The sequence below is a fragment of the Methanobacterium petrolearium genome, from assembly GCF_017873625.1.
GTDB classification, from domain to species: Archaea; Methanobacteriota; Methanobacteria; order Methanobacteriales; family Methanobacteriaceae; genus Methanobacterium; species Methanobacterium petrolearium.
The window spans coordinates 35,001-59,529 of the sequence record NZ_JAGGKL010000012.1; the positions used below are offsets into that span (position 1 = coordinate 35,001).

Annotated in this window: 29 protein-coding genes (1 of these 29 running past the window's edge); 5 read left to right on the forward strand and 24 right to left on the reverse strand. The window is 40.2% G+C overall.

Features of this window, described 5'->3' with window-relative positions:
- The 3 genes from J2743_RS10520 to J2743_RS10530 form a co-directional block, all read right to left on the reverse strand.
- Window positions 1–1,063: the 5' portion of an AI-2E family transporter gene (locus J2743_RS10520; protein ID WP_209626986.1), read on the reverse strand. Its footprint begins 17 nt before the window's first position; only the first 1,063 of its 1,080 coding nucleotides appear in the window; it begins with the start codon at window positions 1,061–1,063; its stop codon lies beyond the left edge, outside the window.
- A gap of 147 nt (window positions 1,064–1,210) precedes the next feature.
- The gene (locus J2743_RS10525; RefSeq protein WP_209626989.1) at window positions 1,211–2,005 is read right to left on the reverse strand and encodes a dihydroorotate dehydrogenase electron transfer subunit; all 795 of its coding nucleotides are present in this window, start codon (window positions 2,003–2,005) and stop codon (window positions 1,211–1,213) included.
- A 96-nt stretch (window positions 2,006–2,101) separates the two neighbouring features.
- The gene (locus J2743_RS10530) at window positions 2,102–3,007 is read right to left on the reverse strand and encodes a dihydroorotate dehydrogenase (protein ID WP_209626991.1); all 906 of its coding nucleotides are present in this window, start codon (window positions 3,005–3,007) and stop codon (window positions 2,102–2,104) included.
- Window positions 3,008–3,061: 54 nt separating this feature from the next.
- On the opposite strand from J2743_RS10530, the gene J2743_RS10535 reads away from it, so the two are divergent.
- Window positions 3,062–4,264 carry an NOP5/NOP56 family protein gene (locus J2743_RS10535; RefSeq protein ID WP_209626993.1) on the forward strand — a complete coding sequence of 401 codons (1,203 nt, stop codon included), beginning with the start codon at window positions 3,062–3,064 and terminating at the stop codon, window positions 4,262–4,264.
- A gap of 91 nt (window positions 4,265–4,355) precedes the next feature.
- On the opposite strand, the gene J2743_RS12180 is transcribed toward J2743_RS10535, so the two are convergent.
- Window positions 4,356–4,478 (reverse strand): hypothetical protein, encoded by a 123-nt coding sequence (locus J2743_RS12180; protein ID WP_280904772.1) that lies wholly within the window; start codon window positions 4,476–4,478, stop codon window positions 4,356–4,358.
- Window positions 4,479–5,042: 564 nt separating this feature from the next.
- Here J2743_RS12180 and J2743_RS10540 point away from each other — a divergent pair.
- Window positions 5,043–5,714, forward strand: coding sequence for a fibrillarin-like rRNA/tRNA 2'-O-methyltransferase (locus J2743_RS10540; RefSeq protein ID WP_209626995.1), 672 nt, complete (start codon window positions 5,043–5,045; stop codon window positions 5,712–5,714).
- A gap of 49 nt (window positions 5,715–5,763) precedes the next feature.
- Here the strand turns inward: J2743_RS10540 and coaBC are convergent, their stop codons facing one another.
- The 15 genes from coaBC to J2743_RS10615 all read right to left on the reverse strand — a co-directional run bounded on the left by coaBC (window position 5,764) and on the right by J2743_RS10615 (window position 17,981).
- Window positions 5,764–6,909 (reverse strand): bifunctional phosphopantothenoylcysteine decarboxylase/phosphopantothenate--cysteine ligase CoaBC, encoded by a 1,146-nt coding sequence (gene coaBC / locus J2743_RS10545; protein ID WP_209626998.1) that lies wholly within the window; start codon window positions 6,907–6,909, stop codon window positions 5,764–5,766.
- A gap of 84 nt (window positions 6,910–6,993) precedes the next feature.
- The gene (locus J2743_RS10550; protein ID WP_209626999.1) at window positions 6,994–7,494 is read right to left on the reverse strand and encodes a KH domain-containing protein; all 501 of its coding nucleotides are present in this window, start codon (window positions 7,492–7,494) and stop codon (window positions 6,994–6,996) included.
- 558 nt (window positions 7,495–8,052) lie between these two features.
- A complete protein-coding gene (locus tag J2743_RS10555) occupies window positions 8,053–8,589 on the reverse strand; it encodes a PsbP-related protein (RefSeq protein ID WP_209627001.1) in 537 nt (178 codons plus the stop codon).
- A gap of 112 nt (window positions 8,590–8,701) precedes the next feature.
- Window positions 8,702–9,349: a hypothetical protein gene (locus J2743_RS10560; RefSeq protein ID WP_209627003.1), complete on the reverse strand. Its 648-nt coding sequence runs from the start codon at window positions 9,347–9,349 to the stop codon at window positions 8,702–8,704.
- The gene (pheA, locus tag J2743_RS10565; RefSeq protein ID WP_209627005.1) at window positions 9,342–10,151 is read right to left on the reverse strand and encodes a prephenate dehydratase; all 810 of its coding nucleotides are present in this window, start codon (window positions 10,149–10,151) and stop codon (window positions 9,342–9,344) included. The genes J2743_RS10560 and pheA overlap by 8 nt, the downstream gene beginning before the upstream one ends.
- Before the next feature lie 109 nt (window positions 10,152–10,260).
- A complete protein-coding gene (locus J2743_RS10570) occupies window positions 10,261–11,412 on the reverse strand; it encodes an RNA ligase (protein WP_209627006.1) in 1,152 nt (383 codons plus the stop codon).
- Window positions 11,413–11,511: 99 nt separating this feature from the next.
- Window positions 11,512–12,333, reverse strand: a complete 822-nt coding sequence (locus J2743_RS10575; protein ID WP_209627008.1) for a CBS domain-containing protein — start codon at window positions 12,331–12,333, stop codon at window positions 11,512–11,514.
- 15 nt (window positions 12,334–12,348) lie between these two features.
- Window positions 12,349–13,191: a CBS domain-containing protein gene (locus J2743_RS10580; RefSeq protein WP_245248263.1), complete on the reverse strand. Its 843-nt coding sequence runs from the start codon at window positions 13,189–13,191 to the stop codon at window positions 12,349–12,351.
- A 34-nt stretch (window positions 13,192–13,225) separates the two neighbouring features.
- Window positions 13,226–14,167 (reverse strand): CBS domain-containing protein, encoded by a 942-nt coding sequence (locus tag J2743_RS10585; RefSeq protein ID WP_209627010.1) that lies wholly within the window; start codon window positions 14,165–14,167, stop codon window positions 13,226–13,228.
- A gap of 111 nt (window positions 14,168–14,278) precedes the next feature.
- Complete coding sequence (locus tag J2743_RS10590) at window positions 14,279–15,079, reverse strand: CBS domain-containing protein (RefSeq protein ID WP_245248265.1); 801 nt, start codon at window positions 15,077–15,079, stop codon at window positions 14,279–14,281.
- Window positions 15,080–15,102: 23 nt separating this feature from the next.
- Window positions 15,103–15,663 (reverse strand): CBS domain-containing protein, encoded by a 561-nt coding sequence (locus J2743_RS10595; protein WP_209627014.1) that lies wholly within the window; start codon window positions 15,661–15,663, stop codon window positions 15,103–15,105.
- Between the two features lie 11 nt (window positions 15,664–15,674).
- The gene (locus J2743_RS10600; protein ID WP_209627049.1) at window positions 15,675–16,376 is read right to left on the reverse strand and encodes a 7-carboxy-7-deazaguanine synthase QueE; all 702 of its coding nucleotides are present in this window, start codon (window positions 16,374–16,376) and stop codon (window positions 15,675–15,677) included.
- A gap of 15 nt (window positions 16,377–16,391) precedes the next feature.
- Entirely contained in the window at window positions 16,392–16,871 is a 480-nt protein-coding gene (locus J2743_RS10605; protein ID WP_209627016.1) for a 6-carboxytetrahydropterin synthase, read from the reverse strand.
- Between the two features lie 98 nt (window positions 16,872–16,969).
- Window positions 16,970–17,542 (reverse strand): DUF366 family protein, encoded by a 573-nt coding sequence (locus J2743_RS10610; RefSeq protein ID WP_209627018.1) that lies wholly within the window; start codon window positions 17,540–17,542, stop codon window positions 16,970–16,972.
- A 49-nt stretch (window positions 17,543–17,591) separates the two neighbouring features.
- On the reverse strand, window positions 17,592–17,981 hold the full coding sequence (locus tag J2743_RS10615) for a PPC domain-containing DNA-binding protein (protein WP_209627020.1): 390 nt from the start codon (window positions 17,979–17,981) through the stop codon (window positions 17,592–17,594).
- Between the two features lie 33 nt (window positions 17,982–18,014).
- Here J2743_RS10615 and J2743_RS10620 point away from each other — a divergent pair, with 33 nt between their 5' ends.
- The gene (locus tag J2743_RS10620) at window positions 18,015–19,040 is read left to right on the forward strand and encodes a DNA polymerase subunit beta (RefSeq protein ID WP_209627022.1); all 1,026 of its coding nucleotides are present in this window, start codon (window positions 18,015–18,017) and stop codon (window positions 19,038–19,040) included.
- An 86-nt stretch (window positions 19,041–19,126) separates the two neighbouring features.
- Complete coding sequence (locus tag J2743_RS10625) at window positions 19,127–20,413, forward strand: homoserine dehydrogenase (RefSeq protein ID WP_209627024.1); 1,287 nt, start codon at window positions 19,127–19,129, stop codon at window positions 20,411–20,413.
- 214 nt (window positions 20,414–20,627) lie between these two features.
- Here the strand turns inward: J2743_RS10625 and J2743_RS10630 are convergent, their stop codons facing one another.
- Window positions 20,628–20,951: a cupin domain-containing protein gene (locus J2743_RS10630; protein WP_209627025.1), complete on the reverse strand. Its 324-nt coding sequence runs from the start codon at window positions 20,949–20,951 to the stop codon at window positions 20,628–20,630.
- Between the two features lie 140 nt (window positions 20,952–21,091).
- On the reverse strand, window positions 21,092–21,595 hold the full coding sequence (locus J2743_RS10635; RefSeq protein WP_209627026.1) for a DUF6448 family protein: 504 nt from the start codon (window positions 21,593–21,595) through the stop codon (window positions 21,092–21,094).
- A 284-nt stretch (window positions 21,596–21,879) separates the two neighbouring features.
- On the opposite strand from J2743_RS10635, the gene J2743_RS10640 reads away from it, so the two are divergent.
- On the forward strand, window positions 21,880–22,161 hold the full coding sequence (locus J2743_RS10640; protein ID WP_209627027.1) for a hypothetical protein: 282 nt from the start codon (window positions 21,880–21,882) through the stop codon (window positions 22,159–22,161).
- A 107-nt stretch (window positions 22,162–22,268) separates the two neighbouring features.
- Here the strand turns inward: J2743_RS10640 and J2743_RS10645 are convergent, their stop codons facing one another.
- The 3 genes from J2743_RS10645 to J2743_RS10655 form a co-directional block, all read right to left on the reverse strand.
- Complete coding sequence (locus J2743_RS10645) at window positions 22,269–22,925, reverse strand: DUF5612 domain-containing protein (RefSeq protein WP_209627028.1); 657 nt, start codon at window positions 22,923–22,925, stop codon at window positions 22,269–22,271.
- 141 nt (window positions 22,926–23,066) lie between these two features.
- On the reverse strand, window positions 23,067–23,882 hold the full coding sequence (locus J2743_RS10650; RefSeq protein ID WP_209627030.1) for a DNA-formamidopyrimidine glycosylase family protein: 816 nt from the start codon (window positions 23,880–23,882) through the stop codon (window positions 23,067–23,069).
- Window positions 23,883–23,966: 84 nt separating this feature from the next.
- Window positions 23,967–24,521, reverse strand: coding sequence for a methylated-DNA--[protein]-cysteine S-methyltransferase (locus tag J2743_RS10655; RefSeq protein WP_209627032.1), 555 nt, complete (start codon window positions 24,519–24,521; stop codon window positions 23,967–23,969).
- Window positions 24,522–24,529: the final 8 nt, after the last annotated feature.

Consider the following 24,529-nt stretch of genomic DNA (forward strand, 5'->3'; position numbering starts at 1 on the left):
TATCTTTTTTGGGAGCATCACTTTCATTTTCTTTGGATTCTTTGTAGGCTAAAAATGCTGCATAAGCTACTCCCAGAACCAGAGGTCCTATTATAAACCCTACCAGACCTAAAAGTAGTGGTCCGCAGATGAACCCCAACAGAAATATCATGGGATGGATATCTGCATATTTACCAGATATTTGGGGCCTTAAATACATGTCCAGGATGCTCAAAGCAAGACTCAAAATAACCACCAACACCAGACGCAGGTAATTACCTGCAAAGAAATCATAAATAACTAAAACCGTATATGTGGGCCAATGGCCAATGAAAGGTATTACCTGGCAAAATCCGGTTAAAATTCCCAAAAATAGCGAATAAGGATAACCTAAAAGGTAGAAACCTATTCCAGATATTGCGCCCACAATAATAGCTGTCAGGAAGTGTCCGAAGAAGATACTTTTAAGTACATTGTCAACTTCCCGGAAGAGGTTATCAAAAAAACCCCTCCTATCATTGGGTATAACAAAATCAACATATTTCCATAGTCGGTCCCCATCTCTGGCTAAGTAGAAGGTGGCTGCGAAGAATACAAAAAGTTCCAATGCCAAATTAGGGAGTGATTGCACCAGACTAACCAGATAGGATGCAAATCCTCTTAATATATCAAATAAAGCTGTTTCCACGAACCCTGATGCTGATCCCAGGTAAGGATAGACATCAGCTGGGATGTACTGTTGGACCTGGGTGGAATTCTGGATGGATTCTGTGGTCAGATCACCTATATTCATGGATTCAGCAGCAGAGATAAGTGTGGGGGCAGAATGTATAAGCGAATCAATACAGTATACTAAAATGGCAATTAAAGGCAGTATAATCACCATCATGGCCACCAGTATGGCTACAGACTCAAATTTAAGAAATGGTTGGATTTTTCGGGCTATAGGACGCACTGCGTAGGCGAAAACCGCCGCCAATATAATCATGCTCAGCATGGGTGTGAGAATTATCAGTGATAAAATTAGGAGTACCAATAACACAAATATAGCTGATGTTAAGGTCCCCTTAAGTTTGTAAATCATTATTATCAGTTCCCAACTTGATTACAGCTTTTAAAATTAATTTAAAGCTGTTAATTTTATAAAAATATACACTTTATCTATTTAGAGGCATTATAATCTGTTCATATTATTTATCAGTTTATATTTTCATCAAAAAGTTAATTTCTTTCAGAATGTGTGTTTTGTGCCTGATGCATCCCTTCGGTAATGTCCAAATTCTGATATCATGCGTAGCTGGTCTCCCCAGAATACTGGTCCCTCCACACAGATCCTCCAGCCCACATCATCCACACAGCACTGGCCACAGATACCCATGGCACACTTCATGTATCGTTCCAGGGAAAATTGAGCTGGTAACTGGTGCTGATTGGAAATGTCAGCGAGTTTTTTCATCATGATCTCTGGACCGCAGGCCACCAGCATATGGTAATCTTCTTCTTTTATGAGCTTTTCAGCCAGTTCTGTGGCAAACCCGCAGAATCCATGACTACCATCATCAGTGGTTGGCAATACATTGGCACCAGCCATTTCAAGTCGTTTTTGAAAGAGTATCTCTTCCTTGGTGGTGGCCGCAGTTATAACATCCACTTCAATACCTCTACGGGATGCTTCCTCAGTGAAGGCAGCTACCGGTGCCATTCCTATCCCCCCACCTACTGCCAGCACCCGGGAACCTGCAATCCGGAATCCACTGCCATATGGCCCTCTTAAACCTAACTGGTCGTTTTCCTGGAGTTTGTGCAGTGCCTGGGTGAAGGGTCCCACCATCTTCACTGAAATACCGATCTCATCATTAACTGGATCAATACTGGAGATGGACATGGGTTTTTCATCCTGGAAGTTCCAGACCATGACGAACTGGCCCGGGATCTCATCAGTAAAATCCCAGGGTAAAAAGAAGGTTTTCACTGTGGGTGTTTCCTCAACTATCCTATTGATCTTTATTACCTGTGGAAAATTCATGCCATCCATCCCATATAATGTGATTATAATGTTATTTAGTCTTTATTTTCAAGTTTTCAATGTATATTTAAATTAACTGTCTTAATCGCCATCAGGTTATAATTCATGGGCCAGTCCAACCATTTCCTCCACTTTTTGGTAGCCTTTGTCCTCCATGAACTTCAAAAGGCCCATGTTTATTTTCTGGAAAATGTCCAGTCCATGGTACATGATTGCGGTTCCGATCTGGACGCACGATGCTCCGGCGTATAAAAATTCCACCACATCCTGGTGATCCCGGATTCCTCCCACACCCATTATAGGTAAGGAGACTTCCTGGTGCACCTGGTACACACAACGTAAGGCTATAGGTTTTATGGCTGGGCCTGACATTCCCCCAAAACGGTTGGCCAGTACTGGTCTGGCTGTTTCCAGGTCAATCCTCATACCCGGACCCAGGGAGTTGATGAGGGTCAGGGCATCGGCACCCCCACTTTCTGCTGCTCTGGCTATCTCTACAATATCAGTTACGTTGGGGGTTAGTTTAACTATCACCGGGGATTTAACTGATTTTTTAACCTTGTTCACGATCTGGGTGGTTAGATCCGGATCCTGGCCTATGGATGCTCCGCAGCCTTCCATGGCATGAGGGCAAGATACATTGAGTTCCAGGGCATCCACTATGTTATCTACCTTGCGGGCAATCTGGGAGAATTCTTCTGGTGTTGCACCATAAATAGAAGCTATTTGGGGGACGTTTCCCTCCAATTTTTTCAGTTCTTCCTGGAAAACTTCCATTCCCGGGTTGGACAGTCCTATGGCGTTGATTATTCCCCCTTCTACTTCCACAGTGGTGGGGTTGGGGTAACCCTTGTTAGGTTCCAGGCCAAAGGATTTGGTTACCACTCCTCCGGCTCCACTATTGGCTGCCCAGTTTAGGGATGACGCCGTACTTCCCATCACCCCTGCCGCTAAAAGGGTGGGGTTTCTCATTTTCATCTGGCATATTTCCACTTCCAGCATGGTTACACCTTAAGTTTAGAAGGTTTAAATCCTTTCAAGTACACATTAAATTCTATGAAGTGTTATGTAGTTGGTTGTTTTGCAGGCTTCGTGGCCTTAGATGATGATTTTAACCTCCTGGATTATGAACTTTTCCCAACTTCAGAACTCCTGGAAAAATGGAACCAAAGCCAGGGAAAGATTGTTAATCCAGAGGAAGAGTTCATTTTAAATAAAATGGGTAAAATATGTGATGAAATCGTAATTGAAACTGGTAAAAGCAGTTACAACTACAAAAACCTTAAATATAATTCTATATTCACCTTGCAGATCCCCAGTAAAGGTGGGGATTATCTTCGATCCCACCTGGAGGAAGTTCTCCAGGAAACTGGTTTTCTGGATCTTGATGAAGATTTGGAGAGTGTTATCCGTAATTTATCCATTCAGATCACCGAAAGGAAGCTTAAAGAGTCTTCTGAATCTGATGATCTGTTGCTTATCCAGGCCATCCATGCCATGGACGAATTGGAGGAAGCAGAAGTTAAACTAATCGAAAGGATTCGGGAATGGTACTCCATTCATTTCCCTGAATTGGAGGAAGTCCGGGATCATGCCCGTTATGTGGAGTTTGTGGCAGAGTATGGGGACCGTGATTCTGTTATCAATGCCGGAGTTCTGAATCTGGAGGGAAGTGTTAGTCTGGGTGCTGATTTATCCCCTGCTGATCTGGATGTGATTCAGGGATTTGCCAGAACCATTAAATCCATCCAGGAATCTAAAAAATCCACTGCAGACTATGTTGATGTGAAAATGGATGAAATGGCACCTAATTTGAGGGATTTAGTAGGGGCATCCTTAGGGGCGAAGATCATCGCTCATACTGGTGGTATTAAACGGTTGGCCCTCCTTCCATCCAGCACTGTTCAAATTTTAGGGGCGGAAAAGGCTCTTTTCCGTCATCTTAAGACTGGTGAGAAACCACCCAAACATGGGTTGATCTACCAGCATCCTGATGTTCGGGGCTCCAGATGGTGGATAAGGGGTAAAATCGCCCGGGCACTGGCTGGTAAGATCAGTTTGGCTGTGCGGAAGGATTATTTCTCAGGAAAACTTGATCCATCAATTAAGGAAGGGTTCCAGGAGAAACTAAAAGGAATAACCAAGGAACATCCTTTCCCTAAAAGGACTGAAAAGTCAAAAATGAAGAAAAAACAGGGAAAGAAGAGAAAAAAGAAAAAGGATAAGTTTCGTTATAAAAAAGGTCAGTATCAGTATTAAATTGTTGATCGGCTAATTGTTAACTGTTTACAACCACATCATATTGCGTGTTCATCAAGATTGGTTGAGAAGATGTGTATCTTACACTGTTTTAATAGAGGTTACGATGATCCCTTTGATTATATGTCAGGAAGGTGGTGTGAATGGTTGATGTAGTGGCAGTGGTGTCCATAATATCCAGTGTTTTTTCAATTATTTTGGCAGTGTATGTCACTTGAGTTTTCCCGTAGGGTTGAGGAGCAACTCAAGAATAATTTTCTCATACTCAAGGAAACCATGGAACAAAACAAAATACAAGCTGAAACCTGTTTATTCAACTTTCTATCAATGGTTACTAAGAGGACAGGTAAATTTATTCTACAGAAGACAAGTAATTATTGTAAATAGCCAGACAATACTCAGTAAAACTCTGAAATCTTCTACAGACGATAATATTCAATTCATTAGACTATTAATCACCCTATCAATTGTCTACAGAAGACAGAAATTATATTCTACAGGAGATTCTATCTATTAAAAGAACACTGTTACAATGGCCTGCAACATCCAATTAGAATATAAAAAGAGTCTAAGAATTTAGGAAGCATTAATTGTTGAATAAAAAAAGTTGAATAAAAAAATAACAATGCACTGGCAATCAGTGCCTGCTGGAAAATTTAATATAACTTCAAGGTGTAATAGGTATCTATTATCTTCAAGGTGTAATAGGTATCACTTATCAGAATTTAACAAGGATTAGTATCAACTAGAAGGACCCAACCTTATCTGAGGAACATGTATGGAAGATAGATCACAGCATAAATTCACCGGTGTATATGAACTGGAAGGTCACCTGGCCACCTGTAACCTCAACCCAGGAGTGAGGGTTTATGGGGAGAAACTGACAGAATATGAAGGTGTGGAGTACCGTTTATGGGATCCTCGCCGTTCTAAATTGGCAGCAGCCATTTTAAAAGGTTTGGAAATGTTGCCGATTGAAGTTGATTCTAAAATTCTTTACCTGGGTGCATCTGCCGGAACCACCCCTTCACATATCTCAGATATCATCACTGAGGGTGTGATCTACTGTGTGGAGTTTGCACCCCGTATGATGCGGGAGCTTTTACCTGTCTGCCGGGCACGGGAAAACATGATACCCCTCCTGGAAGATGCCAGCAAACCACAGAACTATTTAACTTTAACAGAAAAAGTGGATTTTCTCTATTCCGATGTTGCCCAACCCAACCAGACTGAAATATTCATGGATAACATGCGCATGTACTTGAAAGATGAGGGTAAAGGGATGCTCATGATAAAAGCCAGAAGTATTGATGTTTCCCGTAAACCCAGAAAGATATTCCGGGAAGAGGCATCCAAATTAAAGGAACATGGCTTCCGGGTGGTGGATAAGGTGGATCTGGAGCCCTATGAGAAAGACCACCGTTGCCTGGTGTGTGAATTTGCTTTTTAAATTCTAAGGTAAAAGAGAATATAAAACTTAAAAAAAACTTTTTTATAACTTAAGAACTCTTTTCTATAACCCTATCCATAATTAAAACAGATATTTCTTCCTTGGTGCTTAGGGGAACCCTTCGTATCTCCTCATCAATCAAGATCACCTTGTTCTGATGGGAACCAAACCCAGCACCTTCCTCTGAAACATCATTCGCCACCATAAGATCTGCACCGGATTCTTTCATCCTTTTCTTAGCCGATTTGATTAATTCATCCTCTGAAACATTGTAATCTGCTTTAAAACCGACCAAAAAGATTTCAGGGTTGTATTCCTTAATCTGGTTAATGATCTTTGTTGCTGGGGTGAGATTTATGGTCAGATCATTCTGGGATGAAATCTTGGATCCCTGTTTTTTTAGAGTAAAATCACTGACTGCTGCTGCAGATAGGAACACATCAAAGTCAATCAGGATTTTTTGCAGCTCATCATGCATGTCCTGGGTGGATTCAACTCGTATATGGTTGAAAACTTTCGGAACATCTACATCTATCCTTCCAGTGACCATGGTTACATCTGCACCTCTGCGGAAAGATTCTTTAGCAAGTTCCAATCCCATTTTACCGGAACTACGATTGGTTATACCTCTGATGGGGTCAAGTTCCTCATAGGTACCCCCTGCACTAATTAAAACTTTTTTACCTTCCAATCCACCTTTTGAAGTGGATTTCTGAGCCTGGAGGACAATATCATCAATGGATGGGAATTTAGCCTTGTTTTCCTCCTCTTTAGGCTCCATGAACACCACACCCTCCCTTTTTAGTTTCTGGACGTTTTCGTCCACTGCCCTGTACATGGACTGGTGCATGGATGGTACAAAAACAATGGGTGTGTTATAGCCACTGGCTGTGAGTAGAAGGGTGTTAATGGGGTTATCTGCGATTTTATAGGCGAATTTACTTATGACGTTGGCTGTGGCCGGGGCCACCAGAATCAGATCTTCATCAGCATATTTAACATGCTCAATTTCCCCGGTGAGTTTGGTTATCACTGCCTCACCAGTGGCAAATTCCAGGGCATAGGGATTGATTATGTCACATGCCCCATCGCTCATGAAACATTTGACCTGGAAACCCTTCCTTTTAAGTTCCCTGGCCAGTTTCACTGTTTCAACAGCAGCCACACTACCCGTAACGCACAGCACGATTGCCATAATTTTATCCCCTTAAATCCATAAGATTTCGTTTTAATTCCTTATTTTTTACTAGTTCAACTGTTTAAAAAGAATCTTCACATTCTAGTTATTCCGGTCTATAACCACTTGGGTCTTCTCCCCGGTTAACTCTTGTATAATGTTGTTTAAAAGGTCTAACTTAGCAGGTAATCTCCGGGCATCCTCTCGCCTTACACGAATCTTATATCTTTCTTCTCCGTCTTTCCCATAAACTATGTTAATCCCGGAAACACGTGCAGGTGCTAATATGTCAGTGGCCACGGCTTTCAGGTCAGAGTCCTCTCCAACCACCCTCACCTTTTTCTCGATGGTTTTGGATATTTCCCTTACTATTTTACCGCCTTTGCCTATGAGTTTACCCACTTGGTTTTTCTCGGTGATGATGATAACCACGTCTCCAATCTCGATGGTTTTTTTGAAACCTATTTTACCATCACCCAACCTGTAGAGGATTTTTGCAATGTCCAAGTCAAGCTGACTGATTTCTCCTGTTTTCAGCTTATTCTCACAACCTTGACATAACATTCCGCTCTTTAAACAGACATCGCATACTGGCAATACCATTTCTCCATTCCTCCTGATCTATTAGTGGATAATCCTAAATGTCACTTAAGACACAATGAATTATTATTATAAACCTTCACAAGCCCAATATCATCATATGTGGGTGTTCAATCCCCACCGATAATTTTCCCTAGCTAGTGTTGATTGCCTTTACCTCAAAACACATTTTAAGTCCTAAACTGGATTAAAGGATAAAATCCGGGCCAAAATTTCGTATTTTGCATATTAAGATGGATTAATTACACCACAGGAAATTTACCACAGGATTGAATAAAATAAAAGCAGATTTTATTGACTTATACATCCGCCAGTCTGCCCTGTGAAGATAGCATTATAACATTTAGTATTGTATCAGTTTAACATATAAAATTTTTGTATATAAAGAGTGGAGATATAGAAATTTTTGGGAATATGAAAATTACCCAATCTAAAAATACCATTGATATTTAGTAATGCAAAATCTAATCAAGTCCAGATAATAGTTCAATCAGCAAAAAGAAGAGAAATAAGGGAAATTTAAAAAAAATAGGGATTATTACAGCATGGTTGATTATGATCCTATGATGCCTGGAAACTGTTTATTACCATGTCAAAGTTGGATTGCTGGGCATCGTAGTCTTCTACCTTGGCACTGGCCAGTATTACGTAGATATTCTGGCCTTTCTGCAGCCATACTGCCCGGTACTTTTTCTTAACCCCTGAGTCTGAAGAAGTGTATACCATCTCATAAGCCTTGGCATTGTTCAGGGTAAAATTTCCCTCAGAAACCTTGACTCTGCCGGTATTGTTAAAGTATGATGCATAATTCTGACTATAAGCTGTTTGAAGGTTGTAGTTGTTGGTGTTGTTGTATTTTTGGATGACCACTGAGGTGGTTGGCTTTCCATTGATCACAGTTTCTGGATCTCCCACTGCAGCCACTCCGTCAGTTGAGTTAACTTCAGCAACTCCCCATGAAGGAGGGTACTGGAAGAACATGCCTCCCTGAGTATAATTGTTGCTATTGTTCTCTTTTTCCTCATTGGTGATGCATCCTGATACCAGGACCACCATGAAGATGGTTACTATTAAGATTAGTGGGAGAATTTTACGCATAAAAGAACACCTTCTAATTGTATTTTCTAATACGATTTTTAGTTGGAGAATAAATAAAATTTTGTGTTTGAATCAACTGCCAAAATAAAAAGGTACTTTTTTTGTACCTCATTTAACCTGTTTGGTTAGTGGGTTCTGTGTCTCCACTATTGTCATCATTATTGTTTGGCGTAGTTTGAGTATTGGTCGTGGTTGGCGTAGACGTTGTTGTAGTTTGAGTATTGGTAGCTGTGTTAGTGGTATCTGCAGTAGTTGTGGTGTTAGTTGTAAGGGTGGTTGTGTTGTTGGCTACTGGTGGGAATGCACTGTCATTAACCAGCATAGAAACTGAAGCTGTTTCGGATGGTTCATTAATGAATATGAATCCCATGGAAGTTCCTACAAGTAATGCCAGGGCAACAAAGGCCATTAAACCTAGCTTAGCCCTCTCACCAAACCATTCCCTGCTGGGAATTTCTTTACCTTTAATAGAACTAGGATTGGTAATATACTGTTTAATCATTTCCTCTTTTTCTGCTTCATCAGCCAGTTTTTTCTTTTCCTGTTCCTGGTCTGACCAGTGATCAAGGGATTTTTCAGATCCCAGTCTACCCTGCATCCTTCGCACGTGATCGGCAACCCGTAAGGTCTCCATTTTCTGCTCAATATCTCTTTTATGGGCGAAATATTCCTTTTTAGATGTATTTCCTTTACTATAATCTTTTTCAAGCTCTTCTAATTCTTTGTTGAGCTTTTTTCCATCTGAAACTATTTTAATCATCTCCTTCCTGAGGATATGATCCTAAAATCTTTATGTATCCTACCTTTGATCTTATTCTATTTATAACATTCATGATTTTTATATCCTTGCGATGACCCTGTAAATCCACAAAGAAGATATACCTTCCCAGTTTCTCCTTAGATGGCCTAGATTCTATCTTGGTTAAATTTATATTATCACTGGCAAATTCACCTAATATTTCATACAAACCACCAGGACGGTCATCAGATAAACACAATACCACAGATGTTTTGTCTTTACCTGTGGGGGCATGGTCATCATGGTCTATCACCACGAATCTGGTCATGTTGTTAGCATGGTCCTGAATGTTCTCTGCAGCTATTTTAAGCCCATATAAATTAGCTGCCCTGCGAGTTCCAATGGCTGCCCCATTTTTTTCAGTTTTTATCATCTCTGACGCTTCAACAGTGCTGCGTGTGGCCTGGGTTCTCACCCCCATTTTCTCCAGAAACAGGCGACATTGGGACAGTGGTTGGTAATGGGAGTAAACCACCTTTACATCTTCTAATTCCTCATCAGGGTTTATTAGGAGGTTTAGGCTTATGGGGATTGTTATTTCACCCTTGATTTTCAAGAGGTACTGGTGAGCCAGAAGGTCCAATGTCACACCCACCGAACCTTCAATGGAGTTTTCAATGGGAACAACTCCCAGGTTAACTTTTTTAAGGTGTACTGCCTGGAATACTTCAGGTATGGTGTCATAAGGTACCAGGTCACCCTCCAGGGTGGATGCTGCTTCTTCTGTGAAAGTTCCTGCTGGTCCAAAAAAACCTATCTTCATAATTTTTACCTTGAATTTTGTTGACTGTGTAATAAACTAATGAGATTATAAACCTAATGGGAGTTATATTAATTCTTCAGGTATAAAAAGTAATAATTGTATCATGGTTTTAATATAATCCACCCTGAAGATAATTGTTCACCTTATCATTGGTGGACTGGTGTATTCTTCTTATAACTGCTTTCTTGTCTTTAATTTCAACTAAAGTTGCCATCACCTTCAAATCCCGTAAATGGCGTATGAACTCCTCGGCTTCCTCCTGGTTTTCCACCTCTATCACCAGGTCTTCGGCTGCAATTTCACCTTCTTTAACCTTTTTTATGGTTCTTAGCATGGGATAAATAATGGATTCTCCCATTCTAAGAGCCCTTTCACGGAGTTCATCATCTGTTTCATCCATTTCATAGGCCTGAAATCCTTCCCGTATGATCCTGCTAAAAAGAAATGCTCGGGCCAGGTCAAAAGGATAACTAAGTGCATATTCCAGTTCAGATGCCTGTGCCTGGGATGAAGTGTACTTTAAAGGTTCCAGTTGCATCATGGGATCCTTCATCACCACTCCCTCCCGATCGTTATAACCCAGATCCCTGACAATCTCAAGAATTTTCTCAGGAGCCTCCTTGACAGGGAATATTCCCAATAGACGTACTGGTTCCAGACCATATTCTTCCAGTAATTCCCTTTTATCCATTACAGTCCGTGGGGTGTTGGTGATTTTTTCCCTTAAATCGAAAATACGGAACCCCAGTTTTCCCACTTCTGGATAGTAATGGGACACGTATGGGTTTAATGTGCCCACCATTTCTCCACAGATCACCATGTCAGGATTTTCCTGGAAGAAAAGATCCAGGTCAAGTATTTCATTTGCTTTACGGGTTGTGTAAGGACATACATAGCCCCCCCGCGTGAAGGCAATTATCCTGTGATCTATGCAGGCTATGCGTACGTTGTACCCGTTCATCTTCTCTTCTACAGCCACATCTTTCCTGGTGAAATGTTTCTCCAATGCTGGTTTAAGCAATAAAGTTCTTCTTATCTTGGGGAAACCCCTTATGACCTCTATTTCCTCCCCCATTAGGACCACGGTCCCCGCTTCCACTGATCCTACTCCTTTTCTAAACTGAATGGCTTCCAGGTTATGTTTCTGGTAATTTTTTACAGTTCCCTTCCAGTAAGCTTCTTCCAATCTCTGAGAGGGTACATTAAGTAGTTGAGATACTTCTTCCTGGGCCAGTAAATCAGGGATGTTTTTTTCTCTCATAATAATAACATATGTTTGAATTATCCATTATGAAACTTTATATTCTAAAAAAAAGTTAAAAAGGGGAGATTTAACCCCTAACTGTGTTCTTCTAATATTTCAATCAGACTTTTCCAGTTCAACTATCAGTTTCAGGATGTCAGTCTTGGTGATGATACCAGTCATGCCCTGGTCATCCACCACTGGAAGGCCACTGAAGTTATTATCCAGCATGATAAGTGCTATTTCAGATATTGTACTTTCTTCGGATATCGTTTTGACGTTTTGGACCATTACATCCTCCACCAACAGATTTCTTATCCTGGCAGGTTTGTATTTATCTGGAACAACCTTACGGAAGGACATCATTGCCAGGGCTATGTCCTTGGCAGTTATCATCCCCTGAAGTTGTCCCTCTTCAGTTACAGGTAATCTACCAATCCCCTTATCTATTATGATCCTTCTGGCGTGAACCAGACGATCCTGTGGTCCGATGGTGGTTATGCTGGTATGCATCCTTTCTTTAACAGTTATGTCATTGAAAGGTCTGCCCTGGCATGTTTCCAAAAAATCGGTTTTGGTGATCATACCTATGATCTGGTTGCCATCCATGACAGTCAGTCCACCAATCGTGTTATCCAGCATTATTTGAGCTGCAGTTCCCAGTGTCTGGTTGCCCTCAGCAGTTAATGGTTGTGAGGTCATCACTGTGGATACATGAAAATGGGAAGGTGCTAGATTGCCGTATTTGGATGATCCCAGGCGTAAGGCTATGTCTTTCTCAGTTATTATCCCTACTAATTCTTTCTGGTGATTCTGGTTGGTGTTTATAACTGGTAATCTGGATACCTTGTGTTTTTTCATTAGTTTCAGTGCATCGTGAATGTTCTGGTCTTTATCTACAACAACTGCATCTTTTGCCATTATATCTTTGACATGCATTTTAGATTCCCCCAGTTACTGGATTCCACGGATTATATCCGTTTTTGTGATTATTCCCATTAGTTCATCATCTTTCACCACTGGAATTCCGCTGACATCCTTTTTCATCATTAAGTCAGCTGCCATGGCTGCATCTTCATCCTGTCCGATTTTTATGAGGTGGTTGTTCATGATATCACTGGCAGTCAGCATGGATACCTCGCGAACATTTCTCTTCTCTTGTCCGTCGGTTTTGCGCAGGAATGCTATTTTTTCCACACTAACCCCTGTTTCAGGATCTTCTACATTGGCAAATGATATGTTGGCAGAGGTGATGATTCCCACTGGCTCCTTATCTCTGATCACTACAACTTTACCTATCTTTTTGTCTTCCATTAAACTTATCACATGACCTATGCTGTGATTTTCATTAACAGTCACCACTTCATCAGTCATGAGTTGAGATACTTTCCATTTACCCGTGTATTTTTGGTTGTAGAACTCCATGAGGTCACTTTTGGTTACAATTCCCACAACTTCATCTTCATCCACTACTGGAATAGAGCTGATGTCATTTTTGATCATGAGCTCAACTGCTTCCCTTACTTCCTTAAAAGGACTGATAGTCACCGGGTCTGGTGTCATTATTCTGTGGATGGCGATGTTATCTATGGTTCTTCTTTTCCATTTTGGTCCGTTGGACCTCATTTTTCTTATTAAGTCTTTTTCAGTTAGGATGCCCACTGGTTTACCTTCCGGGTTAACCACTAAAATACGGCTGTAGCCGTGTTTGAGCATGAGGTTTCGGGCGTGACTTACTTGTTCATTTTCTTCAACTAATATTACATCCTCGTTCATTACATCCTCGATTTTCATCATGCTACTCGCCCCTAAAATTTTATTAAAGCAGCAATTAGCTACTTACGGCCCTTAATATGTCACTTTCTGTTATTATTCCCTGTAATTCCCCATTATTGACTACTGGAAGTCCTCCGATGCCTTTTTCTTCCATGATGTCACAGATATCTCCCAGGCGGGTGATGGCTGTGGCGGTGATTACCTCGTGTTCCATGATCTCGGTGATGGTGGTGTTGAGGATTTCCTCGGCACTGTTGGTTATCATGTGTTGGAAGGCACTGTTTTTACCCAGAAATTCCAGTATGTCAGTGGCGGTGACAATACCTACGATCTTATCTTTCTCAGGGTGAGGGGTCTTACGCTCTTCTCCTACTACTGGGATTCTGCGGAGTTTGTTTCTGACCATTATCTTTGATGCGCCTTCAATTCGTGTTCCGGGAGTAGTAGTGATTACATTGTTATGCATGTAGTCTTCCACCACCTCGTCAGTGAGCACTCCCGCCATCAGGAGTACGAAGTCTCTTTCAGATACTATTCCTGCTATTTTATGTTCAGAATCTACTATTGGGAGGGCTCCCACTCCTTTAGTTGTCATTTTAGTGACTGCATTGGTTAGGGAGTCTTTGGTGTTGATGGTTTCCACTTCACGGGTCATTATCATCTTCACCGGTTCATTGATGGCTGCGGGGAAGTTATCTTGGTGTTTTTCTTCCAGGATCTTGTATTTGTCCCCACCTCCCAGAAAGTCCAAAATGTCCATGGAGGTAACTATTCCCAGGAGCTTTTCACTCCCTGGATCAGTTATGGGAAGCCTTCTGAACTTGTTTTTTACCATTGTCTCAGCCGCTTCCTTTATGGTGGCTGTTTGAGGTGCGGTTACCACCTTCTTAGTTGCTATGCTCATCACGTCTCCCTCATGCTGGGATGCGTGGGTTTCAAATTCCAATGGACCACGGTCCATAGATTTCACCAGGTTTATGGTTTGTTTTTTTCTCATCTATACACCTCTAATAAAGAGATAACCTTGATTGAGTTATAAAGTTATCATAATGACTTAAAAATAGTTTAGAACCCATTTTTGATAATTTTTCAGATGATTGGTAGAATATCAGTTGATATAAGACCATAAAATATCTTCTCTTGAAACTATACCAATTAGATCGGCTTCTTTAGCTCTTCGAGGTTCTCTTTTAACATATATTGGATTTTTCACAATGGGTAGGCGTCCAATATCATATTCTAATAACATTTCTGCTGCTTCATGGACGGTGGTGCTGGATGTTGCCACTAACGGAGGGGTTTTCATGATCTTTTCCACCATAACTGCTCCCCTGGTCTCATGGGATTGTGATTCACGACCCATCCGAACATGCCCTGACCTGATGATGTCCATCCGAGTAATGATTCCAATGATCTTATTCTTCTTAATCACTGGAAGACCGGAAAATCCTGTTTCATCCATCCTTTTCCAGACATGAGATATCTGGTCATGGTGATTACAGGTGACTACTTGAGAGTTAAAAACCCCTTCCAGGGTTTGGTCTCTGGGAGTGGCACCATTGTAAAGTAATTTTCTTAGAATATCAGCAACAGTTATTATTCCCACCAGATGCATGTCATCCTGTGATTCAACCACAGGAGCGTATACTGTACCAGCTTCCATGATCTTCCGTGCAAGTGAGGTTAGTTCCATGTCTGGAGTGGCTATGACTAATGGACGTCCCATTATTCCCCTGGCATCTATGTTAGACTTGGTTGAGGAAATATTCAACATGTCCCCACGGGTTATGATACCTTCCAAACGGTTCTGGGATACTACAGGTATGGTGCGGAATCCTTCTTCACGGAATACAGATCTTACTTTGGTGGCAGGGGTATCCGCAGATACGGTGACAGGATCCGGGGTCATTATTTTTCCCACCGGGTTCAAGATTATTCACCCTCTATTTCGTCTTTACACTCCTCACACACGTACTTGCCATCCACTTCTTCCAAGTAGTCAAGGTAATTTCCACATACTTCACAGGTTCCAGGTACGGATTTTTCATTAGAAGAATATTCAATCGGGGTTTCCATCCTGGCATTTTCCACCAGTATCTCAGTGAGTTCTGGTGATACTGTCATGACATCAGTGGAGGTTAATATGCCAACAAGAACTCCATTATTCACAACTGGCAACCTTCTTATCTTGTTTTTTGCCATGGTTCTTGCTGCTTCGTTAAGTTCGCTTCCAGGGTCGATTTCTATGAGGTTTTTAGTCATAACTTCTTGTACAGTTATTTGACTAGCCTGGATATCCCTTGAAACAACCTTAGTTATAATATCACTTTCAGTTACCAGTCCTTCTGGTTCTGAATTACTTTTGATGATAAGACATCCGATGCCCTTCTGGCTCATTATAGCTGCAGCTTGGGCTACGTTTGTATGGGGGTCTACAGTTATTACACTTGAGGTCATTGCGTCGTGTACAGTCATTTGAGTGTCCATTTCCATCTAGATACCTCCTATCTCAGTTTAAGAAACTTATGAACCTGGGGTATAGTTAAAACATCTAAATGTTCTCCTGCTTTCTCAGAAATTTCCAGTAACTTATGAGTTTTCCCAGCCCAAAAATCCATAGGGCTGGCCGGCTGGACAACCAGGGTCAATTTGGATGCGTATGGGATTTCATCCTTTATTCTAGCTGCTATAGAGCTCACAGTCTCTGTATGTGTTGAGGGTTGTACTACCAACTTACAGTAAGTATTTATCCCCTCCTCTATTAATATCTTTATGGATTCTATTTCCCTGTTGAATAGATCATTCCAGTTGGAAAACGCTTTATGTTCAGGTAATTTTATATCTAAAGACACATAGTCTATTAATTCTACTAATTTCGCTATTTCACCAGGTAAAGATCCATTTGTTTCTAAAAGAGCAGGAAAACTGTATTCTTCCAGGAAAATCTTAATAAAATCAGCCTGCATCAGGGGTTCTCCACCAGTGAGTGAAATAGAATGAAAATCAGGTGTTACAAGCTCATCTACCTTTTTTTGCAACGTTTTTATGTCAAATTCAGTTCCATAGTCTGGGTCACGGTTTAAAGGTGTGTCACAGTAGTTACAGTTAAGGTTACATCCGGAAAACCTTACAAATACCTGTCTTGTGCCTATAAGCTTCCCTTCACCCTGAATGCTGGAGAAAATTTCAGAAATACGGGTTTTTATGTTAAATCCCCCTTATTATGCTGTTTTTTCAAAATATGCACCTTGACCTATGCCTTCGTTCACACAAATCCCCACACTTTTGATGTCTGCCTCCTCTTGGAGGAGTGCCTGGAAAAGCTGTTCTGCAAAGTACTCCGCCATGTCTTCAGCAGAAGTGGAGGATAATGGAAGAAAACAACAGTCTTCTCTGGGAATTTTGTATTCTTTATCTCCAATAACAAACTTTAATGACCTTTTCTTGCTTTTAAAATCTATTTCATTACTTTTTTCCGGTAAGAGCAGTTTATGATCCAGTTTTTTGCACATGTCCCTTACAATTGCCTTAACTGTTTTAAAGTCCACCACGAATCCAAATGGGCCTCCGCGTTCCCCATCGACTTTCACATCCACGTGGTAAGAGTGACCGTGTATTCCTCCACAGAACTGGTGGCAGGGGATCATGTGAGCTGATGAAAACCGTAAATTAGCGTGTATTCCGTTGATTATTATTTTCATTTAATGACCTTCTACAATCTTATACTAATAATTGCCTTTTAATGAATGATTTTTATTTTTAATAGGTGATTTTGATGGATTATTCTTTTATTATCCAGTTAAAATACTCTTGTTTTAGATATATCTTCTTCTATATCCAATATTTCATCAATATATGTTTTTGATATGTTATCAGATAATTTAGAAACTTTTAACATGTCTAAATTTTCCGAACACTCCATTAAGCCCGCAGTTTTGATGTTTTCAGGTGTTCCCTGGGTGGTGATGTTCATGGCAAAATGGATCTTCATGCTACTGACAGAACATGAAGCTATGGATACACTGAGTTTCCCCCCATCACAGTAGAGATCATCCCCCTTTCTATGGGTTATAATTCCTATTTCCCTGAGTAAGTTCTGAACAATCATGACCAGGATCCTTTGACGGTGGTAGCAGAGTCTCATGTCTGCTGGCTGGGCATCGAAGTGTTCTATTATGAAGTGGAGCATTTCATCTGATTTTATCTCCAACCCCACATCTTCATAATCAATTAACTCATCTGGTTGGATATTCATAGGACCCCTCCAGCTTACAATACTGGAACCCTTCAACCCTAATCTCTGGAAGGCCCACATTGGTTTGATCTGGCTCCCGTCATACAACATCCCAGGTTCAAGATTTATCTGTTTCATTAGTCCCACCATTTACCCATTCTTTAGATGTATTATGTGATTTGATAGTTCATTCCTGCTTATCAATAATTATCAGTTCATTGTAACCAGTTTCAGAGTCGAATTCGCGTTTAAAAATTTTATCTGAAGTTAAAATGCATAGTTCAACTGTGGTGTGCACCTGACTGCCACTCATCAGATGTCCCCCAGTAACCACCCCTTCACTATCAGAAACAGCCAGGTGAATGTGGACTCCATCAGTGGCAATGGTTCCAGTAGCAGATATGATCTCTAAAGGACCACTTATGATATTATTATCACCATTAGCCATTCTGAGAACAGCTTTATCGAGACTTCCCACCATACAGATGATTACACCTGATTTTAAATCTTTTTCGTCCCTGATTTCCTCCAGGGCCCTCTTCAGGTCCTGTCCAGGTATTAGTCTTTTAACTATCATATTTAATAATGTTGCCCTTCATTAAATTAATGCATGCGAGCCAGAGTCAGAGATTTTATCTACACCAAGGACGATCTTTTCTTGGCTACCACCACATATCTACATCCTAAAGACAGAATACTTTCATTTTTACGTTACATTCCTGATCCAGATGGAGATAGATCCCGTGATGGTTCCAGGTACAGCAAAGTTGATTCCAAACAAGCTTACACTTTTTTAAATGATAACTTTCCAGAATATCTCTTTGATTGCGAAGTAACTCGGGTTGAAATGATGGGTGTTCCAGTAGAAAAGGTGGAAAAGATATTGAACCCTGTAAAACGTCTAACCGAGATCATGAACCACCCTTATCCTGATGAACTTCTCTTAAAGGTGATTAAGGTTGCCAACACCTTCCAGGATGAAGCAGGAATCAGACAAAAACATCTGGGCATCTCTGGATCTGTACTGCCCGACCTGTATGATCCCCTAGTTTCTGATATTGATTTTGTAGTATACGGTCTTAAAAACCACCAGAAAGCAATGGAAACATTTAAATCGCTTAAAAATGACAATAATAGCCCTTTAAAAGCTATAGCTGATGATTATTGGGCTCGGCTTTATGATAAACGTATTAAGGACTCAACTTTGAGTTATGATGAGTTTTGCTGGTATGAGAACCGGAAAAATAACCGGGGAGTGGTAGATGGCACTCTTTTTGATATTTTAGCCACCAGAGAATGGGATGAGATCAAAGGAAACTATGGTGAGGAAACCTACGAGCCCTGTGGGACGGTGAAAATTGAGGCTACTGTTAGTGATGCACTGGCTGCCTTTGACAATCCTGCAGTTTACCAGGTGGAAGAGGTGGACATACTGGAAGGTCATCACGCACCTATAAAGGAAGTGGCATCTTACACACACACTTATTCTGGCCAGGCCAGAGAAGGGGAGAGAATAACTGCCAGGGGAAAATTAGAGAAAGTTATGGGCAAAAAAACTTATTACCGTTTGATTGTGGGAACCACCAGAGAATCTCTAGGTGAATACATTAAATTAAAAAATTTAAATCTGGATTGAAGATCATATAATCATCAAATAGAGTTTAAAGTAAATGGGATCATCAAATAAAGTTTAAGGTAAATGGGAATTAGGGAGGCACATTGATGGAGGAAACTATCAATATAGGACTCATAGGTTTTGGAACCATTGGAAGTGGGGTTGTAGCCACTTTAGGTAAAAATATGCATCTTATTGAGGATAAGGTTCAGAAAAAAGTTAAGTTGAAGAAAATAGTGGACTTGGACATAACCACTGATCGGGGGGTGGATGTGGACCCTGAGGTTCTTACCACCAATGTGGATGATATCCTGGAGGATGATGAAATCAACATCGTCATCGAACTTATCGGTGGTTACCAACCCGCACTTAACTTCATTTTAAAGGCCATGGAAAATGGCAAACATGTGGTAACTGCTAATAAGGCGCTTTTAGCTAAACACTGGCAGGAAATTATGGATTGCGCCATTAAAAACCATGTGAGGATCTGTTTTGAGGCCAGTGTTGGGGGAGGAATCCCTTTACTTGCACCATTGAATAATGGTCTGGCAGCTAACAATATAGAAACTGTTTACGGAATTATTAATGGAACTGCTAATTATATACTGACCAAAATGGATGATGCAGGACTTGACTTTGATGTGGTCTTAAAAGAAGCCCAGTTGATGGGTTATGCAGAACAAGACCCTACTTTTGATATTGAAGGACATGATACTGCTCAGAAACTTATAATATTGAGCATGCTTGGCTTTGGAATTTACGTTTCCCAGGAAAATTTCCATGTGGAAGGAATCACCCGAATCAAACCGGATGATATTAAATTCGCCAGGAAAGAACTGAACTCAGTGGTGAAACTTCTGGCTATAGCCCAGGTTGATGAGGACGGAAAACTTGAAATAAGGGTTCATCCCACCTTAGTGCCTCAAACCCATCTTTTAGCCTCGGTTAATGATGTTTTTAACGCAGTTTACATTGTGGGTGATATTGGAGGTCCTGTGCTTATGTACGGTCAGGGTGCAGGTATGATGCCTACTGCCAGTGCTGTGGTGGCCGATTGCATAGATATAATGCAGGACATGGACAGTTCTGTGGCCTACGGACCCTCTGAAAGTAGGGTGAAAAAGATCAAGGACATGTCAAATGTGGAGTCCAAATATTATCTGCGAATAACTGCATTAGACAAACCCGGAGTCTTACATTCCTTATCCGGTATTTTAAGTGATCTGGATATAAGTATTGAGTCTGTAAGCCAGAGAAAGGTAGATCAGACGGATGCAGTTCCCATATTCATGGTAACCCACCATGCCCTGGAAAAAAACGTGCAAAAAGCCATTAAACTTATTGATAAACTGGATTTCGTCAAAGAAAAAACCATGATTATCAGATTACTTTAAGTAAAGAATATGATTATTTACTGCTCCAATATAATTGTTAAACAAATAGATCATAACAAAAGCATTTTAAATAGTTATCAAACTAGTCTAAAATAAATAGGCTAAAAAAAAGGTTTAAAAAAATAATTATTTAATAAATAGTCATTGGAAAGCTGAATCATTTTTTTGAAAATTAAAGCTACTCCAATGAGTTTTAATCTTCAAATAATGTTCATCATGACCTGATCATGGTTAAAATCATTTTATACTGTTCCAGGGCATGAAGAGCGTGGGGTTCATTGGCAGGCATTATGATCATATCTCCCCTTGCCAGGATGTTACTTTTACCAGAGATAGTTATTTCTGCCTTTCCATCGATTATTTGTACCATGGCATCAAAGGGGGCGGTGTGTTCACTTAACCCTTCCCCTTTATCAAAGGCGAATATGGTTACTGTTCCGGTTTCCTTACGGATTATCTCCCTGCTTACAACTGCTCCTTCCTGGTAATCAAGCAAATCTTCGACATTAATTACAACAGACTTCAGTTCATCCGACATTTTTTTCACCTTTTAGTTACGATGTATATTTACAATATAATCCATTTACTGTAATCCATTTTTAACAGAATTAATACGTGCATATCTGATTTTACTTACATATTTCTGTGTTTTTTATCCATTCTGATCTGCATCTAATTTCATCCTTCCTCCATGAACTCAATTAGTGTTTGCAGGTAACCAAAGAAGTTTAAAATGGCATCCACGTAGTCCCTAGCATCATCTACATCATTTACATCGTAATCTTTTTTATATAGGATATCGTCAAATCTGGCCTCAACGTCTTCCCTAATGGAGCTTAAAAGGAAATTCATTAAATCATTTAAGTTTTCAGTTTTAACTGCCTGATCAGCCATTACAATAACCGGTTCTCCATTGACAGGGGTGGGTTTAAGCCCTTCATAGGATATTCCCCTACCTTTCAAGTGTAATCTCACTGCAGTTTCAAAGAACCAATAGTCTGCCAGTTCCGCTGCATCTCCTGATAATTCCCTTACCACCAGTGTTCTTTCAAAGGCATCTTTTACCTCATCTTCATATTTTTCCCTGATAAAAGGAAGCACATAATTAATATTTTCCATTTCCAGAGCTTCTTCAGCTGATTTAACCACCAGCCCATCCATGCGATCACAGCGGAGTGCCATTTCTTTTTCACCTCTCGATTTAGTCAAGGAATATATTATTCTGAACCTATCCTAAATTGAATGACTAGTTAAATTGATATTTAATTCTTTTTAATAGATCGCAAATATTTACTCAACTTATAGGCACATTGATCCTAGAAAGACACTTTTTTATGCCAATTTAATCCATTACGTGCTATTAGATATTTGTTGACAATGAGTATTAAATGATCTCCATCAACCTATGACAACCACAGATATTATACTATAAATCATTTCATGAACATATTATAACTGGTGATATTATGGATAAAGAAACTGAGGAACTCCTGAAAAAGTGTGATAACGTGGAAGATACCAGTATCATGGGCGTCTGCAAAAACCTTTTAAACATGATGGCGGAAAAAAATGTGGTAATCGAGGATAAAGAAGGACAAACCTACCTGGACATGGCTGAAACCCTCAAACCTAGTGATGTATCACAGGTGTTACAGTTAGCCCTGAAAGTACGAGAAAGTGGAGATATTACCGACGTAGACCTTAAAAATGAAGCAAGCAGGCTCATCAGGGCCATAGAAATGAGTTAAAACCCCTATATATGAGTTAAAAAAAATCACACCAGAAATAAAACCTCAGGGAACATAAACTCAGATTATTTTTTTCCCTTTTTAATTTGTTTCCAAATTAAATCTGTTTAAAACCTTTTTTTACCTAATTTTTTAATATCAAAGATCGCGGTGTCCGCCACTGCCATCACTGCCATTACCCCTGCCTGTATGGGGTCAGTTATAACCAGATCTGCCTCTTGAGTTATGCTACCAGGCATGTTGAGACTGATTACAATCACTTCATGGTCTTTTTTTATCTCCCGGATAGCCTCGGTAATTCCTCCACCCATTAAAGATCCTGCCAATACCAGGGCACCAACCCTGGGAAGTCTTCCAACTGCAGATACCGCCTCTTTAAGATCTTTTTCACCAACAAGAGGTATGGTATCAACACTGATATGTTCTCCCCGGATGTTATGGCGATCTGCCTCGGTAATGGCCCCTTGAGCAACCATTGCCACCTGAGCACCACCACCAATTATGATGATCCTTTTACCAAAAACATCCTGAAGTGTGGGGCATTCTTCAACACTACGCACGGCTTCAATATTCTTGATATTCTCTATTAACTTATCCACATTCTGAACAGCCTCTAATTCCATGTACAATGAAGCATGATCCTTATCTTCAACGAATAGATGAGTGTAAGTTATGTTAATTTCACATATAGCGGTTAATTCCGTGATATCCCGCAGCACACCTGGTTGGTTGATGGCCCTGATGTTTAAGGCAAATTCACCCATCATAAAATCTCCTAAAGTTCATTATTAATTCTATCTAATACAACTTCTAATTAATTTATCCCCTATATTAATAACAGTTAAGAAAATTACGTGAAGAACTTCAGATTGGATAATAAATCCAGACGTTATTGAAAAATAAACTCACAACTTTTGACATGACGAACAGATATATGAAGATGTGCTTCCTGTTTTAATCTTTTCAACGGTCGTGCCACAAACCGGGCAGGCATCCCCCTCTTTATAGGCAACCAGGAAATAGTCCCGGTCGAATCCATTTTTTTCTCCATAAAAATCTTTTTCATATAACAATCCTCCCTTATCCATGGCAGCCTTTAGGTTTTCCAGAATAATTCTGTGGAGATTATCTGTTTCATCTAAATTTAATGTGTTGGCCGGTCTTTTGGGATGGATTTTGGCCCTGAATAAGATGTCATGAATGTAAACATTGCCTATTCCACTGAGTTTCCTCTGATTCAGGAGGAGATTTTTAGTCTGGGAACGACTTTCACATAATTTTTTAAGATATTCTGGTGTAAACCCAGCATCCAGTGGTGAAATAGCCAGGTCTTTGGTGGCTTTATGATGGGCTAATTCTTCGTTTTCAAGGAGTTCTGCACGTCCCACCCACCAGAATCTGGAGGTGAAAGATGAACCATCAGAAAAGTGGAAAAGACATTGAAAATCTTCTGGTAATTTTTTATCGTGTTCATGGAAAACTATGTCTGCACCCATACCCAGATTCAGCAGCAGATGATAATCATCTGATAACTGGATAAAAATCCATTTTCCCTTAATATAAACCTTAATTATCTTTTTACCAATGATTTTACTGACAAAATCATCGGGGGGTATGTTTAAACTTTTTTCCTGGAGCAAATCTGCTGAATCAAATTCTTTTCCTGGGAGTTCATGGTTCATTTGTCTAGCAAGTATTATGAGCTCTGGTAGTTCCGCCATTACCACCCACCCCTTTAATTATTGTATTCTAAATATCTATAAAACTATTTTAATGATTAAATCTTTTTTTTATGATGAAATAAATTACTTATAACTAAATCGGGGAGACATAACACACCCGTTACTGTCGAAGTTAATTTCTTCAGCTTCAAGTAAAGCCCTTTTCATACCAATACCTCCTTGAAAGCCACCTATAGTTCCATCCGAGCGGATGGCCCTATGGCAGGGTATTATAATAGGAAAGGGGTTTGTTGCTAATGCATTGCCCACTGCCCTTGCTCCTTTCTCCACACCCAAATGTCGGGCGATGAATTGATAGGTACTAATGCTTCCCCGTGGGATCTGGTACTCTGCGAGTAATACAAACGTCTGGAACGAAGAACATTGCTCCAACGCCACATTTTCCAAGGAAAATATAATATCTTCCCCTTCAAGGAATGATTTTATGGCTGTGGCTACCCTTTCAATCTCTTCAGAAGAAGAAACTTGAAGATTTGGATAAATGTTGAATGCCTGATCTTCAGCATCCACTTCTGGTTTAGAAAGTAATATATGGTATATTCTTGGAGAATCATTGGATATAGACCATACCACTGCCACTGGCCCGAAGGATGTCTTTTTTAGGAGTTTTATTTTCATGCCGGATC